14 protein-coding genes are annotated in these 19,042 nt (G+C 40.0%); 12 read left to right on the forward strand and 2 right to left on the reverse strand.

Translation table 11 applies throughout. The annotated features are described in order from the left end of the window. Positions 1–119: 119 nt before the first annotated feature. The 9 genes from NSS80_RS08555 (at position 120) to mutL (ending at position 14,487) form a co-directional block, all read left to right on the forward strand. Positions 120–3,164 carry an efflux RND transporter permease subunit gene (locus tag NSS80_RS08555; RefSeq protein ID WP_317222035.1) on the forward strand — a complete coding sequence of 1,015 codons (3,045 nt, stop codon included), beginning with the start codon at positions 120–122 and terminating at the stop codon, positions 3,162–3,164. Positions 3,165–3,338: 174 nt separating this feature from the next. After that, complete coding sequence (tdh, locus tag NSS80_RS08560; protein WP_041117447.1) at positions 3,339–4,403, forward strand: L-threonine 3-dehydrogenase; 1,065 nt, start codon at positions 3,339–3,341, stop codon at positions 4,401–4,403. Beyond that, positions 4,403–5,581 carry a glycine C-acetyltransferase gene (locus NSS80_RS08565; protein ID WP_041117449.1) on the forward strand — a complete coding sequence of 393 codons (1,179 nt, stop codon included), beginning with the start codon at positions 4,403–4,405 and terminating at the stop codon, positions 5,579–5,581. The genes tdh and NSS80_RS08565 overlap by 1 nt, the downstream gene beginning before the upstream one ends. 103 nt (positions 5,582–5,684) lie before the next feature. Next, positions 5,685–6,800, forward strand: a complete 1,116-nt coding sequence (locus NSS80_RS08570) for a DUF3578 domain-containing protein (RefSeq protein ID WP_235362218.1) — start codon at positions 5,685–5,687, stop codon at positions 6,798–6,800. 89 nt (positions 6,801–6,889) lie between these two features. Further along, positions 6,890–8,416, forward strand: coding sequence for a tRNA (N6-isopentenyl adenosine(37)-C2)-methylthiotransferase MiaB (miaB, locus tag NSS80_RS08575; RefSeq protein ID WP_034281907.1), 1,527 nt, complete (start codon positions 6,890–6,892; stop codon positions 8,414–8,416). A gap of 1 nt (position 8,417) precedes the next feature. Then, positions 8,418–8,852 (forward strand): RicAFT regulatory complex protein RicA family protein, encoded by a 435-nt coding sequence (locus NSS80_RS08580; protein WP_008358013.1) that lies wholly within the window; start codon positions 8,418–8,420, stop codon positions 8,850–8,852. Between the two features lie 465 nt (positions 8,853–9,317). Beyond that, positions 9,318–9,863, forward strand: coding sequence for an outer spore coat protein CotE (gene cotE, locus NSS80_RS08585; RefSeq protein WP_034281908.1), 546 nt, complete (start codon positions 9,318–9,320; stop codon positions 9,861–9,863). 124 nt (positions 9,864–9,987) lie between these two features. Then, positions 9,988–12,564, forward strand: a complete 2,577-nt coding sequence (gene mutS, locus NSS80_RS08590) for a DNA mismatch repair protein MutS (RefSeq protein WP_342498457.1) — start codon at positions 9,988–9,990, stop codon at positions 12,562–12,564. Positions 12,565–12,585: 21 nt separating this feature from the next. Beyond that, the gene (gene mutL, locus NSS80_RS08595; RefSeq protein ID WP_041117455.1) at positions 12,586–14,487 is read left to right on the forward strand and encodes a DNA mismatch repair endonuclease MutL; all 1,902 of its coding nucleotides are present in this window, start codon (positions 12,586–12,588) and stop codon (positions 14,485–14,487) included. A 36-nt stretch (positions 14,488–14,523) separates the two neighbouring features. Here the strand turns inward: mutL and bslA are convergent, their stop codons facing one another. Together bslA and NSS80_RS08605 are read right to left on the reverse strand one after the other, a co-directional pair. Beyond that, entirely contained in the window at positions 14,524–15,048 is a 525-nt protein-coding gene (gene bslA / locus NSS80_RS08600) for a biofilm surface layer hydrophobin BslA (protein WP_024424102.1), read from the reverse strand. Between the two features lie 123 nt (positions 15,049–15,171). After that, positions 15,172–15,576, reverse strand: a complete 405-nt coding sequence (locus tag NSS80_RS08605; protein ID WP_034281914.1) for a hypothetical protein — start codon at positions 15,574–15,576, stop codon at positions 15,172–15,174. Between the two features lie 572 nt (positions 15,577–16,148). Between NSS80_RS08605 and NSS80_RS08610 the strand changes: the two genes are divergently transcribed. The 3 genes from NSS80_RS08610 to NSS80_RS08620 all read left to right on the forward strand — a co-directional run bounded on the left by NSS80_RS08610 (position 16,149) and on the right by NSS80_RS08620 (position 18,992). After that, positions 16,149–16,622, forward strand: a complete 474-nt coding sequence (locus NSS80_RS08610) for a CarD family transcriptional regulator (RefSeq protein ID WP_024424099.1) — start codon at positions 16,149–16,151, stop codon at positions 16,620–16,622. A 309-nt stretch (positions 16,623–16,931) separates the two neighbouring features. Continuing rightward, a complete protein-coding gene (locus NSS80_RS08615; RefSeq protein WP_041117457.1) occupies positions 16,932–17,681 on the forward strand; it encodes a poly-gamma-glutamate hydrolase family protein in 750 nt (249 codons plus the stop codon). Positions 17,682–17,843: 162 nt separating this feature from the next. Beyond that, positions 17,844–18,992, forward strand: a complete 1,149-nt coding sequence (locus tag NSS80_RS08620) for a Rap family tetratricopeptide repeat protein (protein ID WP_034281920.1) — start codon at positions 17,844–17,846, stop codon at positions 18,990–18,992. Positions 18,993–19,042 lie beyond the last annotated feature (50 nt).

Raw genomic sequence — 19,042 nt, forward strand, 5'->3', positions numbered from 1 at the left:
TTCAGTTCGTGAAATAGATAAAAATGACATATTAGAGCTTGCATTTTTTCACCATGATGATAAATTAAGATTAAGTTGAATTTACTTCATCAAAAATAAATATTTAAGTAGGTGAAATAATGTTCGAAGCTTTTTTGAAAAGAGGAAAGCTAGTTTTTATTTTATTTTTTATCGTTCTCATTGCTGGCGGCTATTTATTCGCGCAGCTTCCTAAACGAGAACTGCCAGAATTCGAGGCGAATCTCGTCACGATTTCTACCGTTTTTCCTGGTGCAGATGCAAAACAGGTGGAAAGAGATGTCACCAATAAACTGGAATCAGCCCTATCTGATATCAACGGTGTAGAGAAAACGAGCTCGGTTTCAGCCATTGGTTTCTCAAATATTGTGATTGAAATTGAGGACCAAGCCGACTTTCAAAAGGCGGCAAGTCAAATTAAGAATGAAACCACAAGTGCTGCGTCGTCTTTTCCTGATGGGGTGATGGAGCCGGAAGTAAAGGATGAATTTGGCAGCGTGCCGGTTGGTTCTTATATGATTGTGTCGAGTGAATCATCGGACTTAGCAAAGAGTCAGAAATCGCTGCGTGCATTGAAGGAAAAAGTGGAGGACATCAAAGGGGTAGACAGTGTCGTTATCAAAGGCTTCAATGACAAACAAGCGATATTAAACTTAGATTCAAACAAGCTGGAGGGTGAAGGGCTCAATGTAACTGATGTCACAAATGCCATCAATCAGGAATTTGACACATCTCCACTAGGCGATATTCGGGCAGGCAAAGAGAAGGTGAAGCTGTCCATCGATACATATGACCGCTTAGATCAGGTTAAAAAGATTGAGCTTTTTTCTAAAACGAAAAGAGAGCCGGTCACAATTAGTCAGCTTGGCAGTTTAAAAGAAGTTGAAAAACAGAAAAGTGATATTGTGTCGTATAACGGAAAGCCCGCTTATTCATTTACTGTGAATATTAAACCAGGGCTTGATATTCCTAAAATGTATGACAAAGTCAGTGATGTCATTGAGAAAGAAAAGCAGCTGCCAAATGGGGTGGAGTGGGTAGACTACTATTCACAAAAAAGTGAAGTGGATACCATTTTCAATGATTTAATAAAAGAAGCCATTGTTGCGGTCATTGCTGTCATAATTGTTACCACACTTGGACTCACGATTGGCGGGGCATTTATCGTTTCACTAGCCATTCCGCTATCGATTACAATTGGAACGATTCCGCTGCCATTTTTACAAGTGGACCTCAATCAAATTTCGATCATCGGCTTTATTATTGCCTTAGGGATACTTGTCGATGATGCCATTGTCGTCAATGATAATATTTTAAGACAAATGAAAAAATACGAAAGTCCGCTTAAAGGAACAATTGCAGGAGTGAAAGAAGTCGCAGGATCCATTTTGACATCAACACTAGCTGTTGTATTTGCCTTCCTGCCACTTGTTTTCCTATCAGGTGCAAACGGTTCATTTATTCGGGCATTACCGTCTGTTCTAGTTACGACTGTGCTTGCATCCATGGTGATTTCTCTGACACTTGTACCGGTCTATCAATATACTGTGAACCGGAAAAGAAAGAACAAATACAGTCAAAAAGAGCCGGGATTCCTAGGGAAACCATTAAAAAGGCTGGCTGATTTTTATGCAGACCGTGTGCTGACAAACATTGTGAAGCGGCCGCTCGTTATTGGACTAAGTGGTTTGCTCGTTGCAACGCTTGCTTTTTTACTTATTTTCGTCACACCATTTGAATTTTTCCCTGCGGCGAATAAGAAAGAAGTGGTCGTCACTGTCACACTTCCAAGTGAAACAACACTAGACAAAACAAATGAAACACTAAAGAAAATAGAACAAGAGATCAAACGGCAAAAAGGCATTGAAGAAACGGCGATTTTTGCAGGCGGCGGTGTGCCGAACCTGTTTAATGAAAGTATTTCAAATGCAAGTGACCACACCGGTCAAGTTGTTGTGAGAGTAGACAATGATCAGATAACTAGTAAGGCATTGATAGATCGTATGACTGAGCCTTTGCGAGAGAAATTCAATGAGGCAGAAATCTTTATGAAAACCATTGTTCAAGGGCCGCCAGCTGGAGCACCAGTGACAGTAACGGTTGCGGGTGAATCTTTTTCAAAGCTCATTGATGTCAAAGAAACGCTGACAAATGAAATGAAAGACAAAGGGGCAAGCTTGATTACGGACGATGTCAATCAGCCGGTGAAAACGATCTCCTTTGAATTAAACCGCGAGCGAATGGCAGAGGATGGGCTCAGTGCTCAATTTGTCAGCAGACAGCTTGGTCTTGTGACAGAAGGGATTCCATTAGGTACCTTTCAACAAGGAACAAATGATATCGATTTAGTGGTGAAACAGGATACAGGCACACATCAAAATGGTTTAAAGCTAAAAGAAATGAATGTGCCTGTGAAGACAAATGAAGGCGGTATGCCTCAACTTGAGCCGCTTAGCCGATATGTAAAAGAAAAAGAAACAGAGCAGTACGAAAGCATTCCACATGAAAATGGAGTGCCGACCATTACGCTGAAGGCGTATCCCGGTGCATCAGATTCGTTTAAAGACGATATGAAAGAAGTCGTCAATCAAGTAGGAAAAAGTTCTGCAGCGAAGGATTTGACCATTTCACAAGGTGGAGAAAATGAAAATCAGACCCAGTTCTTTATTGAAATTAGCCTCTTATTTGCAGTTGTCTTGCTGCTCATTTATGTGACCATCGCATTCCAGTTCAATTCATTGATGCTTCCGCTGTTAGTTCTAGGAACGGTTTACTTAGCCGTATCAGGAGCCATTATCGGACTATTTGTTACACAAACACCATTCAGCTTTATGGCAACAATGGGAATTGTCTCATTGGCTGGTATTGTCGTCCGAAATGCGGTCGTCCTCTTCGAATTTATTGAGCAGCGGCGCAAGCAAGGGTTTGATCAACAGACAGCTGTCATTGAAGCAGGAAGAGCAAGGATGAAGCCGATTCTCTTAACAGCATTTACGGCACTTGTTGCACTAATGCCTGTTGCATTAAGTCATGATCCACTCTTTAAGCCGCTGGCAATCTGCATTGTATCAGGTGTGTTTTTCTCAACAATTCTGACATTATTCATTGTGCCAGCCCTATATGTTGCCGTTTCAAAGAAACGCTGACGATGAAAGCAAATCTCCGATCGAAAGGAGATTTGCTTTTTTTTTAGAAAAATATCCAAAAAAATATGTGGGGTGTTCATTTGTGTTTATCTGGTGGACAGTGGTATTTACGACTAAAATAAGTCGTGTTAAAATCTGATTGGGAGAAGTTTTTTAACAAAGGGGTTGTACGTCATGTGTGGAACGATGAAAGCAATTGTTAAAAAAGAAAGCGCTTACGGAGCGGCGTTGATGGAGATGCCGATTCCAGAAATCAAAAATCATGAAGTTTTGATCCAAGTGAAAGCCACTTCGATATGCGGAACAGACGTGCATATTTATAATTGGGACGACTGGGCTAAGGGAAGAGTCAAAGCGCCCTACATTTTTGGACATGAATTTACTGGGGAAGTTGTTAAAGTGGGGAAGCAAGTCTCACGAGCAAAGGCAGGGGACTTTGTATCGGCTGAGACGCATGTTGTATGTAATCAATGTTATATGTGCTTAACAGGGCAGCAGCATTTGTGCAGTGAAACGAAAATTTTAGGGGTAGACATTGATGGCTGTTTTGCTGAATATGTCAAAGTACCTGAACAAAATGTGTGGCACAATCCAGCCCAAATGCCGGTTGAGCTTGCCTCTATACAAGAGCCGCTAGGAAATGCTGTTCATACTGTACTGCACACACCTGTTTCAGGTAAGTCAGTGGCGATTTTTGGCTGCGGACCAATCGGTTTAATGGCAATTGCTGTCGCAAAAGCCTCCGGGGCTGTTCAAGTGTTCGCTGTTGATAAAAATGAATACAGGCTCGATCTTGCCCGAAAAATGGGTGCAGATCATATTGTAGATATTGGAAAAGATGATCCAGTCGCGATGATTAAGCAGCTCACGCGGATGGAAGGGGCAGACGTGATGTGTGAGATGTCAGGTCATCCAGCTGCCATTAATCAAGCACTCGAAGCTTGTGCAAATGGAGGAAAAGTCAATATACTAAGCTTGCCAGAACGACCAGTGACAATTGATATTACGAATCAAATTGTTTTTAGGGGATTAACCGTGCAAGGGATCACGGGGAGAAAAATGTTTGAGACGTGGCGTCAAGTATCTGAGCTGTTAAGAACGAATACCATTGATGTAAAGCCAGTTGTCACTCATACACTGCCATTTGAAGAGTTCCAAAAGGGATTTGAACTTATGCAAAGCGGTACGTGCGGAAAAGTCGTACTGATGATGCCATCATATCAAAGGGGGAAGAAATGATGAAAGAATTCACATATTTACAAGATGAATTGGACACAATGAAGCAGCAAGGCACCCACCAAACTTTGAAAGAGATCGACTCAAAACAATCATCCACTGTTACATTAAATGAACAATCTGTCATACAACTCTCCTCAAATAACTACTTAGGCCTCACCTCGCACCCAAGGCTGATGAAAGCAGCAAAAGAGGCGATTGATGAATTCGGTGCGGGTACAGGATCTGTACGAACCATCGCCGGCACAATGACAATGCATGAACGCCTTGAAAAAAAGCTTGCTTCATTTAAAAAGACAGAAGCTGCTCTTGTGTTCCAATCAGGCTTTACGACCAACCAAGGGGTCTTATCCAGTATCCTGACAAAAGATGATATTGTCATTTCAGATGAACTGAATCATGCCTCCATTATTGATGGAATCCGATTAACCAAAGCAGATAAGAAAGTATACAGTCATTCTAATATGGAAGAGCTGGAGAAAATTTTGAAGAAATCAATGAATTACCGCGTCCGCCTCATCGTTACAGACGGTGTGTTCTCGATGGATGGAGATATCGCGCCACTTCCTGAGATCGTCAGGCTCGCAGAAGCATATGATGCATTTGTGATGGTAGACGATGCGCATGCCTCGGGCGTGCTTGGCGAGAATGGCCGCGGGACGGTCAACCATTTTAAACTCGACGGCAGAGTGCACATTCAGGTCGGGACACTTAGCAAGGCTGTCGGAGTGCTCGGCGGCTACGTGGCTGGTTCAGCGGTTTTAATTGATTATTTAAAGCATAAAGCAAGACCGTTTTTATTCAGCACCTCACATCCGCCAGCTGTGACTAGAGCGTGTGAAGAAGCGATTGAAGTGCTCTTAGATGAACCGAAGCGAATCGATACACTTTGGGAGAACGCCGCTTATTTTAAAGAAAAAGTCATCAGCCTTGGATTTCAAGTCGCTCCAACAAAGACACCGATTATCCCAATCATGATTGGAGACGAAGCACTTACTTTTCGTTTCTCAAAGGCTTTAATAGAACGAGGCGTGTTTGCCCAAGGCATCGCCTTCCCAACTGTAGCAAAAGGCAAGGCAAGAATTAGAGCCATCATCACAGCCGAGCACACAAAAGAAGAACTAGACCGGGCACTGACAATCATTGAAGAAGAAGCAAAAAAACTAGACATACTTGATTGAGAGAGCGCAGGCTCTCTTTTTTTTGACGATATTCTTTCCAATTTTCATCAAATCTACCGTTTGTTATGTATAATATATGTAAAAAGATCTATTGGGGTAAGTGATGAGACAAATGTTATTTAATAAAGAAGATTTTTATAAGCAATATTTAGATTATAAGAGCAATGTAATAACAGATAAGAATCACCCTTTTCACAAAATGTTTAATAAAGAGATACCAAACAAAATTCAAAATGAATTAGAAAAACGTCATATGAAAAATTTGGATAGAATCGATATTAAAGCATCTACAGGAAATGGAAAAGTTTCAGAGTCTATTTGGATAGCGTTTCTAGACCAGCTCTTAACAAAGAATCAAAAAACAAATAAAACAACAACACAAAAAGGATTATATATAGTCATTTTATTCGCTAATAATGGCAAAGACTTTTATTTATCGATTGGTTTAGGTACTGAAAATCTATCTCTCAAAAAGATTGAATATGAAGCGAGTGTTTGGCGAGAACGACTAAAACCTCAATTGATGAATAGTCCTAATTTAAAAGGATTTGAAATAGGTGATTTTTACTTAGGAGAATCTGATAGACCTAAAAAATATGCAGCAGGTTCTTTGGTATTTAAAAGGTATAATATTGATACATTTAATCAATACGAATTTTTAAAGGACATATATAACTTAAATGAATTTTTTTATGATTTTATTTTCGAAATATATTCGAATCCGGATCTTCATATGGACACAAAGATTAATAAGAGTATAAAACGAAAAAGAATCATCCATAGAGACGTTTATAAGCAATTAAGAGAAGAAAGAGCCAAGCAAAATGAAGAGACAGGTCGAATAGCAGAGAAATTTGTTTATGATATGGAAGTAGAGCAATTAAAAGCAGCGGGTCAGGAGCAATTAGCGAAAAATGTCAATTGGTTAGCCGAGACGGAGGATGGTCATGGATTTGATATCAAATCTTATTACCCTGATGGAAAAGAAAAACTTATAGAGGTGAAGGGTTCTAAACTTGCTCATCAAGACTTTCCTTTCTTCTTATCTGAACAAGAAAGAATGGTAGCAGAAGAGGAAAAAGAAGCGTATGTGATTACTTTAGTTGAGAGTGTCGGTACAAAGCAAATGAAGATTGTAAAAGAAATACAAAATCCTTTGGAGAAAGATAACATACTGTTAAAACCTATTCAATACTCATGCAGAATCCGGGTGGATTGAAAAGTGATGACACATATGATTTATTTTCAATTCATCACAAAATAGTCTATACTGTAGGGTGGAACTTGGTTTGAAAGGAGTACAAATTCATGAATGAAGAGCAGAGAAAAGCGAGCGGACAAGTAAGTTCATCGGACAAAAAATCCGAGAAGGACTACAGCAAATATTTTGAAGCTGTGTACATTCCGCCTTCCTTAAAAGATGCAAAAAAACGGGGTAAAGAAGAAGTTGAATACAATCAATTTCAAATTGACGAGCAGTTTCAAGGGTTAGGAAACGGCCGCAAGTTTTATATTCGCACATATGGCTGTCAAATGAATGAGCATGACACAGAAGTGATGGCTGGTATTTTTATGGCGCTTGGCTATGAACCAACAAACTCAACGGAAGATGCAAATGTCATCTTATTAAACACTTGTGCTATTCGTGAGAATGCAGAAAATAAAGTGTTTGGAGAGCTTGGTCATTTAAAAGCATTAAAACGTGAAAAGCCAGATTTAATTTTAGGTGTCTGTGGATGTATGTCACAAGAAGAATCTGTCGTGAGCCGTATTTTGAAAAAACACCCATTTGTTGACTTGATTTTCGGCACGCACAACATTCACCGCCTGCCAGAGCTGTTATCTGAATGCTACCTTTCAAAAGAAATGGTCATTGAGGTTTGGTCAAAAGAAGGCGACGTGATTGAGAACCTTCCGAGAGCCCGTCAAGGTAAAATCAAGGGCTGGGTGAACATTATGTACGGCTGTGATAAATTCTGTACATACTGTATCGTACCTTACACGCGCGGCAAGGAAAGAAGCCGCCGCCCAGATGAAATTATTCAAGAGGTCAGACGTTTAGCGGCAGAAGGATATAAGGAAATTACCCTTCTTGGTCAAAACGTAAATGCATATGGAAAAGATTTTGAAGATATGGAATATGGTCTTGGCCACCTGATGGATGAGCTGCGAAAAATTGATATTCCGCGTATCCGTTTTACAACAAGCCATCCGCGTGATTTTGATGATCACTTAATTGAAGTCTTAGCCAAGGGAGGAAACCTTCTCGATCATATTCACCTGCCAGTTCAATCCGGAAGTTCTTCTGTGCTGAAGCTTATGGCGAGAAAATATGACCGTGAGCGTTACCTTGATCTTGTGCGCAAAATCAAAGAAGCTATGCCGAATGCTTCATTAACAACGGACATTATTGTTGGGTTCCCAAATGAAACAGATGAGCAGTTTGAAGAAACACTTTCCCTCTATCGCGAGGTTGAGTTTGATGCTGCTTATACATTCATTTATTCTCCAAGAGAAGGAACGCCTGCAGCGAAAATGAAAGACAACGTGCCAATGCGTGTGAAAAAAGAACGTCTGCAGCGCCTAAATGCACTTGTGAATGAAATTTCTGCGAAAAAAATGAAGGAATATGAAGGGCAGATTGTCGAAGTATTAGTAGAGGGTGAAAGTAAAAACAACCCTGAGATCCTAGCCGGATATACAAGTAAAAGCAAGCTTGTGAATTTTAAAGCACCAAAAGAAGCGATTGGCAACATCGTCAAAGTGAAAATCACACAAGCCAAAACTTGGTCTCTTGACGGAGAAATGGTTGGAGAAGCTATCGAGGTGAATTAAAATGACACTTTATTCAAAGAAAGAGATTGTCGAGCGTGCAAGAGAGCTCGCTAAAATGATTTCTGAAACGGAAGAAGTTGATTTCTTCAAAAAAGCAGAAGCGCAAATCAATGAAAATACAAAAATTTCAACGATCATTAATCAAATTAAGGCGCTTCAAAAACAAGCTGTGAACTTAAAGCATTACGGCAAACATGAAGCCTTAAAGCAAGTCGAAGAAAAAATCGATGCCCTGCAAGAAGAACTGGATGACATCCCAGTGATTCAAGAATTCAAAGAATCACAAATGGAAGTCAATTCCCTGCTTCAGCTTGTAGCGCACACGATTTCGAATCAAGTAACAGATGAAATCATTCTTTCAACCGGCGGTGACCTCTTATTAGGAGAAACCGGTTCAAAAGTGAAAAACTCATCACCAAGTTGCTCCATTAAATGAGAAAACCCCGCAGATGCGGGGTTTTTATTATATAGAATATATGTTATTTGTATTTTGCTACTGCATCAACAACAAAATGTTGATGCAGTAGCCCTTATATTTTGTAAAAAATAAATATTATATTGAAGTGTTATCAACTAAAAATGAATTGATTTTACAGATTAAAAGATTTGAACTGAAGCTCAATGCTTAATCCAAAAATGTTTATTATAATATTAAATTCTTTCATAATATCTCCTCCTTATATAAAGAAGGGCTACTATCTTTATTACATCAAATGACCCCATTTCAGTCAACCCAATCTCTCACTCTCCAACTTTTCCAATTTTCAAGGCAAGTTTATGGGCGACCATGCATACACTGAAACAGAAATGAATTTAATTGAACATGAAGTTCAAAATCGTGACACACTAGACGAATGCCCAGCATAAGATAAAACGATCAAGAACAAGGAGGCATGCCGGAATGTCTGAATACAGAGAAATTATTACAAAAGCGGTGGTTGCAAAAGGGAGGAAATTCACCCAAAGCACACACACCATTTCTCCATCGCAAAAACCAACCAGCATCCTAGGTGGTTGGATCATTAATCATAAGTATGATGCTGAAAAGGTCGGTAAAACCGTTGAGATCGAAGGAACATTTGATATTAACGTATGGTACTCTTACGCCGACAACACGAAAACAGAAGTCGTCACAGAGCGTGTGAAGTATGTAGACATCATTAAACTGAGATATAAAGATAAGAATTTCCTTGATGATGAGCACGAAGTAATTGCGAAAGTATTGCAGCAGCCCAATTGCTTAGAAGTGACCATTTCTCCAAATGGCAATAAAATTATCGTTCAGGCAGAGCGTGAATTCATTGCTGAGGTAGTCGGTGAAACAAAAATTGTCGTAGAGGTCAATTCAAGCTGGAAAGAAAAAGATGATCACGAGTGGGAAGAAGAAGTGGATGAGGAGTTAGAGGATATTCATCCAGAATTCCTAGCAGGTGAGCCAGAAGAGTAATGAATGACTAGGGCGCATATCCCCCTAGTTTTTTTGTGCCTGATCTAGGAGAAAAAAGGTGATTTTTTATGCTATAATTGAAGATGGTATGAATTCGAAAGTAATATAGTGAGGGATTAGAAATATGGCAAGTTATACGCCCATGATACAGCAATATTTAAAGATCAAGGCAGATTATCAAGATGCCTTTTTATTTTTTCGCCTAGGCGATTTTTATGAGATGTTTTTTGATGATGCAAAGGAAGCCGCGCAAGAACTAGAAATTACGTTAACAAGCAGAGACGGCGGCACAATTCCAATGTGCGGCGTTCCTTATCATTCTGCGTCTGCATACATAGAACAGTTGATTTCAAAAGGCTACAAGGTCGCCATTTGTGAGCAGGTGGAAGACCCTAAAACGGCAAAAGGTGTAGTCAAAAGGGAAGTCGTTCAACTGATTACACCAGGAACCGTCATGGATGGTAAAGGTTTAAGTGAAAACGAGAACAACTTTATTGCGTCTGTTACCAGCTTTCAAAATGGGTACGGTCTTGCGCTGTCAGATTTATCAACAGGTGAAAACATGGCGGCATTCATCGATCGATTAGATGAAGTCGTATCAGAAATTTATTCTGTTGGTGCAAAAGAAATTGTGGTGTCAAAGCAGCTGGATGAGGAAACAATCAAAACCCTTAAAGAACGCTGCCAAGCGACCATTTCATACGAAGATAGTGATGAATTATTAGATGAAGCTGAACAGCTCATTTCCCATCTTGATGAAAAGTTAAAAACAGCATTTTTAACACTATATGCCTATTTAAGAAGGACGCAAAAAAGAAGCTTGGACCATCTTCAGAAAGTTCAAGTATTTGAGCTTGAACAAACGATGAAAATCGATCTTTACTCAAAACGAAACCTTGAATTAACAGAAACGATTCGTTCAAAAAGCAAAAAAGGCTCTTTATTATGGCTGTTAGATGAAACAAAGACAGCGATGGGCGGCAGACTGCTCAAACAATGGATCGACCGGCCGCTCATTCGCCTTTCGCAAATTAACGAGCGTCAGGAAATGGTGCAGATTCTGATGGATCATTTCTTTGAGCGAGAGGATCTGCGCGAACGATTAAAGCAAGTATATGATCTTGAGCGTTTAGCGGGCCGCGTGGCATTTGGCAACGTGAATGCCCGTGATCTGATTCAGCTCAAAGAATCTCTAAAACAAGTACCGGATATTAAACAACTCATTCATTCATTACCAGAGGAAATGGCAAAATCAAGAGCGAATGAGATTGATCCTTGTGGTGACTTGCTTGAGTTATTAGAAGATGCACTTCATGAAAATCCGCCGATGACGATAAAAGAAGGCAATTTGATTAAAGATGGGTACAATGCAAAATTAGATGAATACCGTGATGCCAGCCGAAACGGAAAGGACTGGATTGCACGGCTTGAACAGCAGGAAAGAGAATATACCGGTATTCGCTCCTTAAAAGTCGGGTTTAATAAAGTGTTTGGTTATTATATCGAAGTGACACGCGCAAATACACATCTGCTGGAGGAGGGGCGTTACGAAAGAAAACAAACGCTTGCCAATGCAGAGCGGTATATCACACCTGAATTAAAAGAAAAAGAAGCACTGATTCTTGAAGCAGAATCAAATATTAACGAATTGGAATATGAACTATTTACAGCTCTTAGGGAGCAAGTAAAAGGGTATATTCCTAGATTACAGCTGCTTGCAAAACAAATGAGCGAGCTTGATGCGCTTCAATGCTTTGCGACTGTCAGTGAAAAGCGCCGTTATATCCGGCCGGAATTCTCAGAGGATGACGTGGATGTCAAAGATGGCCGTCACCCTGTCGTTGAAAAAGTGCTGGATCACCAGGAATATGTACCGAATGACTGCCAGATGGGAAAAGGCAGACAAACCTTACTCATCACTGGACCGAATATGTCAGGGAAAAGTACGTATATGAGACAAATGGCGCTCATCTCGATTCTTGCGCAGATTGGCTGCTTCGTGCCTGCGTCAAAGGCGACGCTTCCAATCTTCGATCAAATCTTTACACGTATTGGTGCGGCAGATGATTTGATTTCTGGTCAAAGTACTTTTATGGTAGAGATGCTCGAAGCAAAAAATGCGATGGTGCATGCTACGAAAAACAGCTTGATTTTATTTGATGAAATTGGACGCGGGACAAGTACTTATGATGGAATGGCTCTTGCGCAGGCGATCATTGAATTTGTTCATGATCATATTGGGGCCAAAACCCTATTCTCTACACATTACCATGAGCTCACTGTCCTTGAATCTCAATTAAGCGAGCTGAAAAATGTTCATGTGCGAGCTGAAGAGCATGAAGGCACGGTCGTTTTCTTACATCAAATCAAAGAAGGTGCAGCTGATAAAAGCTATGGTATTCATGTAGCGCAGCTTGCGGAATTGCCTGATGCCATCATTAATAGAGCCCAGACTATTTTAACGGAGCTTGAGAGCGGATCACATGACGTGACCCCAACCGTATCTGCAGCACCAAAAGCAGAAAAGGCTGAAGAAAAACAGCAGCTATCTTTCTTTGAAGTAGAAGAAAAACCGCAGCCCAAAGCTGCCCTAAAACAGAAGGATCAAGCGGTCATCGACGAATTAAAGTCTTACAACCTAATGGATATGACGCCGCTTGAAGCAATGACAAAGCTGTATGAATTGCAAAAGAAATTATAATGTAAGGTGAGGTGAGCAGAAATGGCAAAGATTATTCAGTTATCCGATGACCTATCCAATAAAATTGCTGCAGGTGAAGTGGTTGAGCGTCCGGCTTCTGTTGTAAAGGAGCTTGTGGAAAATGCGATCGATGCAAAAAGTACAGTCATTGAAATCGATGTAGAAGAAGCAGGTCTTTCTTCTATCAGGATTATTGATAATGGTGTTGGAATCGATGCTGAAGATTGTAAGCTCGCCTTCCAGCGTCATGCAACGAGTAAAATCAAAGACGAAAATGATCTGTTCCGTGTTAGAACGCTCGGATTCAGAGGAGAGGCGCTGCCAAGTATTGCGTCCGTCTCTCATCTAGAAATGAAAACAAGTACTGGCGAAGGAGCTGGGACACACTTAGCTTTGCAAGGCGGGAAGATTATTTCAGAGAAAAAAACCTCTGGCCGCCGCGGCACCGAGATTGTGGTCACCAATTTATTTTACAATACGCCAGCCCGCCTAAAATACATGAAAACCGTTCATACGGAACTTGGCAACATATCGGATGTGGTCAATCGAATTGCGTTAGCTCATCCCGAAGTTTCGATCCGTTTGCGTCATCAAGGGAAAATCCTGCTACAGACGAATGGAAACGGAGATGTACGTCATGTACTTGCAGCCATTTACGGGACAGCTGTGGCTAAAAAAATGCTGCCGCTTCACGTACAATCACTTGATTTTGAAGTGAAAGGATATATTTCCTTACCAGAAGTGACGAGGGCATCACGGAATTATATGTCTTCTGTTGTAAACGGCCGATATGTCAAACATTTTCCGCTCGTGAAAGCCATCCATGAAGGGTATCACACGCTGCTTCCGATTGGCCGCCATCCAATTACATTTATTGAGATGAAGATGGATCCCATTCTAGTGGACGTGAACGTTCATCCTTCGAAGCTTGAAGTGAGACTAAGTAAAGAGCAGGAACTTCATGAGCTGATTAAACAAGGAATTAAGGAAGTATTTCAAAAGCAGCAGCTCATTCCAAGTGCTTCAGTACCAAAAAAAGCACCAATGCCAGCTGTGAAAAATGAGCAGCAATCCTTAACCTTCGATGCGAAACAAGGAAAACAAAGCCCAGCGGAAACACCGCTAACCTATCAGCCGGAGCCGCTCGAATCGATCGTATACGAGACAAGTCATACCGATGCATACGGAATGCCTAAACAAGAGAAGACAGTAGCATCATCACCAGTATGTTATGAAGAAGCCTCATCTGAGCGTGTTCATTTAGAGGAATCCGCCGCTTCACTTGAATATGAAGAGACGGTACTGCACGAAGAAATGACAGAAACAATTCCTGAAAATGAGCGCGTCCCTGTGATGTATCCAATTGGACAAATGCACGGCACATATATTTTGGCTCAAAATGAACGAGGTCTTTATATCATCGACCAGCATGCGGCTCAAGAGCGAATCAAGTATGAGTATTATCGTGAGAAGGTGGGAGAGATCAAGCAGGAAGTGCAAGAAATGCTCGTCCCCTTAACATTTCACTACTCTAAAAACGATATGCTGATCATTGAAGAGCATAAGGATATTCTAGCGAAAGTGGGGGTCTTCTTAGAGCCCTTTGGTTCAGGTAGCTACATCGTTCGGTCGCATCCGCAGTGGTTTCCAAAAGGTGAAGAGGCTGAACTGATCGAAGAGATTATAGAGCAAGTGCTTAATGAAAAACGTGTTGATATCAAGAAACTGAGAGAAGAAGCGGCGATTATGATGAGCTGTAAAGGCTCAATCAAAGCAAATCGTCATTTGCGTCATGATGAAATCAAAGCCTTATTAGATGAACTTCGGCAAACGAAGGACCCATTCACCTGTCCGCACGGCCGGCCGATCATCATTCATCACTCCACTTATGAAATGGAGAAGATGTTTAAACGGGTGATGTGATATAAAAAAAGCGCTCTAATCAGAGCGCTTTTTTATTTAGCATCCGCAAGGATCTGGCGGTGTGACCACAACTGGTCGTGTATTAATATCAATCGTATCTTCTGCATAAAATGTGGAACCGATGCTGATGGCTCGATTTTCTGCACGGAACGTATATGTACCTGCAGCAGGAAGTACTTTATGTGAAAGCTTTAATGTATATTTGGAAATTCCAAGTAAATCCAATCTGAGCGGGATACGAACGGTTTGTCCGTTGTTCAAAATGTAGCTGTCTTTTAATGCTTTACCGTTCATAATGTCTTTAGTTGTTGCTTGGAAACCCTTTGGCAGAGTGAACTCAACCGCACCAAGACTTAGAACAGAATTTGGGCTGTACGTCAGCTCAATGTCAGAAAAAGACCATTCCTGCTTACTTGCTCCTGTAATTTTTGCGTAAAGTGCAGCTGGTTTTGCATTGGTTGTTGCTTTGCCGGCTTCCTCAGCAGATGCAGAAAGCGGTACTGACAGTGCCATAACCAATGTGAGCATCCCCATCATAAGAATCGTCCACGTTTTTTTCATTTTTTCCTTCCCCCTTGTTGAATATAGGTAAATAATAGATGATTACACCCATTATTTACCTATAATGTTACCATATTACCATATGGTATTAAATGGGATATTATACCCTTATTTTGTCATTCTTTAGTAATAGCGGGGAAATAGCGCATTTGGTTGATTCATTCCGTAATAATGGCCTGGCATTTGCTGGTTTGTTGGCATCATCATATGCATATCTTGATAACCATATGGATGATGTGGCATCATCCCGTATCCACCATAATGGCCTAGATGATGATGGTCCTTCATTGGAACATGCTTTGAAAAGGTATCATGCTGATTTGGAAACGGTGAATAAACTGAATGATGATGTGGATGGTGCGCGTTATACACATCTTTTTTGCCGCTATGATAATGGTTTGGCATATTCATATGATCATGCATGTTTGGCGCGACCATATGCTCATGATTGGCTGTATACACATTTTCAAATGTGTGATAGGGATTTTCTTGGTGATAATGATTCATTTGGCTGTTCATATCGTTCATGTATATCTCATCCTTTATGTCAGGTTGCCATATCCTATGAGACAGATCTGCTTCATGAGCCTATCCATATAAAAGAAAAAAACCGGCCTTTCAGCCGGGAAAAGGAAAAGCAGGTAAAGCGTCAAGCCTTAAATTGTGTAGCTGTGTCTTCTTCTGCGACGCTTTTTACATCTGCTGCAGACACTTTTAGGAAAATAACAGGGATCGTAGCTTCGAGAGGTATCCCAAAAATCGCTCTCAAACCATTTATCTTTTTTATGACAAAACTTTTTTTCTCTACATGGATCCTCATGGCAATGATCGTCATGCTTTTTATGGCAGTGTGAGTGGGAATGTTTGCACTTGCATTTGCACATTGTCATCCCTCCTAAATGTGACTCAATGCTAGTATATGCAAGAAAGAGTCATGAGGACTGGATGCTCTTGCTTCTTTTATAAAAAAAGGCCTTTTTCTGAAAAAACTCAAATAAAAAGAATTGACTAGTGTTAAATTAACATGATAAAATATAAATTTTTATCCTCTGATGAAATGTGTTATAATGATATTGTGAATACTTTCGGAGGTGGCGGATTTGTTTCAAATAGGTGATAAAATTGTTTATCCAATGCATGGAGCCGGTGTGATTGAAGGAATGGAAGAAAAAGAGATTTTAGGTAAGACGCAGGAATATTTCCTGATTCAAATGCCGAATATGCAGATGATGGTCCCAAAAGGCAGAATCAATCAACTAGGTATACGTCCGGTAGCAGATCAAGCAACGCTGAAAGTTGTGATGAACAATTTTGCAGAAGAAACAAACGACGACACGCTTACTTGGAAGCAAAGATATGATGAAAATCTGAAAAAGCTAAAAACAGGTGCGATCGAAGATGGTGCAGATGTTGTCAAAGATCTAATGAGACGAAATCAGAAGAAAGCATTAAATTCAAGTGAAAAGAAGATGCTTGAAGATGCAAGAGGTATGTTAGTGAGTGAGATTTCACTTGCACAGGGACTGACGCAAGATGAAGTGATGACAGCTTTAGAGAATGAATTAAGAATGTAATAATGATATACAGAGACTAGCTGTAAACTGAAGGGGGCACTCCTTTTGTTTACAGCTTTTTTGTTTGAAGAAAAGAGTAATATTGCCATTTTTGTAGGTGGTTTTAACTAAAATTGAAATGAGGTCATACGATTTAGTTTTTACGTTCACAACAAAAATTTAAAGACCTCTGAAATACCTAGATAACATTAAAAACAGGTAACTTCTCCTGATTCATTCAAATGAGCCGGACAACCTTTGAATTTTCTAAGCCATTGATAGTAAAATATTGCGGTAAGATGACACCTAAGAGAAAAAAGGAGCGGTGAAATGAAAAGGTTACTAATATGTGGATTCATCTTTCTTATTCTGTGTACTCTTTTAATGGTGAAATGCAGCCATTCTGTTCAAGAAAAAAAAGAGCAAAAGCAGCATCATCAAGAGGTAGAAAAGTATCAAAAAGAGCGAAAACAAGGCGATCAATATGAAAACTTTAAACAGCTCATGCGATATGAAAGAGACGGTTATGAGATAGAATTTCACGAAAAGGGCGGAAGTGATTTACTCGTATTTTCTCCTCATGGAGGTGACATTGAACCAGGAACAAGTGAAATTGTAGAAGCCTTTCAAGAAAGCTACTCTACGTATTTGTTCGAAGGTACAAAGCAAGACAATAACCGGGACCTGCATATCACGAGTACCAATTTTGATGAACCCATTTTGGTTCAAATGATTAAAACGTATCCTTTTTCAATTTCCATCCACGGCTATAAAAGTGATAAAAGACACACGCTCGTTGGCGGCACAAATGAAAAAATGCAAAGAGCAGTTGTACGAGAACTAAAAGATCGGGGATTTTCCGCAGAAATGGTACAAAAAGGAGAACGGCTTTCTGGTACAGACCCTAAAAATATAAATAATCGAAATGCGAGTGGTGAAAGCGTGCAGATCGAAATTAGTACAGCGCAAAGAGAAGCTTTTTTTGACAATTTTGATACGAGAAAGGGAAAGAAAAAAGCATTCAGACGCTATACTAATGCGTTAAAAGAAGTGCTCAGAGAATTCGACCCTTCTTCGTAAAAAAATTTTGATGGGCAAAAGTACTCTATTTAAACTTGGTAAAAAAGATAGGAATATGCGATTTGAACATAAAATATGTAATAACTTACAATTTGCCTTAAAAACATAAATTATGTAAAATAATAGTTATCAGTTTGATATGATAGAATGGGGCTGAAGTGGATGGCACACAAAATACCATCTTCCGAAGTAGGTGTAAAGATCAATCAATGGTACACGCATATTTGCAAATTTGAAGTTGAACAGGCAAACGGCATGAAGCGCCTTGTTGAAGAAGAAATTCATGATATGGAAGAGGATCAAGATTTACTCCTATACTATTCTCTAATGGATTTTCGCCATCAAATGATGCTTCAGCACTTAGCGCCAGTCCATGCAGGGAGTGAAACGCTTCAAGCAGTGTCCTTTCCTAAAGAAATTGACGATGCAGAAGATGAGATGACAGGCTTACTCGGCTATTATTTTCATTTTTTTCATGGAATGTATGCGTTTATCCAGCGCCGCTATATCGAGGCCATTTCATATTACAAGCATGCTGAACATCAACTGATTTTAGTGACAGATGAGATTGAAAAAGCAGAATTTTACTATAAAATCGCAGAAGTATACTATCATATGAAACAAACCTATTTCTCCATGCACTACGCTAAAAAGGCAAGAGACATCTACAAGAAACATCAGCTTTATGGAAAAAGAAGCATTCAATGTGATTTTGTCATGGCAGGTAATTGGATTGATGTTAATCAGTATCAAAAAGCGCTTCCTTATTTAGAAAAAGCGTTAAAGGTCTGTGAAGCGATGGAACAAAAAGAATGCACATCTTACTTTAAAGCAATGGCTCTTAATAACTTAGGCACTTGCCATTATAGTATGGGAACGTACCATACAGCGACTGTCTTTTTTGAACAAGCCATCTCACTTTATCAGAAAGATCAAGCATCCACGATGATCAAATCATTGTTTTCACTTGCCCTTACTTGTTTTAAACTCGGAGATATTCAGCGGGCGGGCGAGGCTATATCTACAGGAATGAAAGAGGCTTGTGTATTGGAAGATGAAATTTATCAGTTGAAATTCCAATTTTTGCAGGCGCTCTATATAGAGAAAGACGGCTGTGAGCAATTGAGGTCGGCCCTTTTTGGTCTGAGAAATAAAAAAATGTTTGCTGATTTAGAGGAATTAGCACTTGATGCGGCTAATTATTATAAGGAACGCGACATGTACAAGGAATCCTCCACTTTTTTTGAGATTGTGATCGAAGCGCGTACGCACATTCAAAAAGGAGATGAGATGTATGAGAACGAAGCATAACATGTCAGCTGCTCAAGTAGATGAAAGACTTCACACTTAAAAATGAGACA

Source organism: Bacillus sp. FSL M8-0350 (assembly GCF_038593345.1).
Taxonomy (GTDB): Bacteria; Bacillota; Bacilli; order Bacillales; family Bacillaceae; genus Bacillus; species Bacillus safensis.

Coding starts and splice junctions, on each gene's coding strand:
- NSS80_RS08620 (WP_034281920.1), top strand. CDS start 17,844: ATGGCACACAAAATACCATCTTCCGAAGTAGGTGTAAAGATCAATCAA.
- tdh (WP_041117447.1), top strand. CDS start 3,339: ATGTGTGGAACGATGAAAGCAATTGTTAAAAAAGAAAGCGCTTACGGA.
- NSS80_RS08570 (WP_235362218.1), top strand. CDS start 5,685: ATGAGACAAATGTTATTTAATAAAGAAGATTTTTATAAGCAATATTTA.
- miaB (WP_034281907.1), top strand. CDS start 6,890: ATGAATGAAGAGCAGAGAAAAGCGAGCGGACAAGTAAGTTCATCGGAC.
- NSS80_RS08565 (WP_041117449.1), top strand. CDS start 4,403: ATGAAAGAATTCACATATTTACAAGATGAATTGGACACAATGAAGCAG.
- mutS (WP_342498457.1), top strand. CDS start 9,988: ATGGCAAGTTATACGCCCATGATACAGCAATATTTAAAGATCAAGGCA.
- NSS80_RS08605 (WP_034281914.1), bottom strand. CDS start 15,576: ATGAACGATATGAACAGCCAAATGAATCATTATCACCAAGAAAATCCC.
- mutL (WP_041117455.1), top strand. CDS start 12,586: ATGGCAAAGATTATTCAGTTATCCGATGACCTATCCAATAAAATTGCT.
- NSS80_RS08580 (WP_008358013.1), top strand. CDS start 8,418: ATGACACTTTATTCAAAGAAAGAGATTGTCGAGCGTGCAAGAGAGCTC.
- NSS80_RS08615 (WP_041117457.1), top strand. CDS start 16,932: ATGAAAAGGTTACTAATATGTGGATTCATCTTTCTTATTCTGTGTACT.
- cotE (WP_034281908.1), top strand. CDS start 9,318: ATGTCTGAATACAGAGAAATTATTACAAAAGCGGTGGTTGCAAAAGGG.
- NSS80_RS08555 (WP_317222035.1), top strand. CDS start 120: ATGTTCGAAGCTTTTTTGAAAAGAGGAAAGCTAGTTTTTATTTTATTT.
- bslA (WP_024424102.1), bottom strand. CDS start 15,048: ATGAAAAAAACGTGGACGATTCTTATGATGGGGATGCTCACATTGGTT.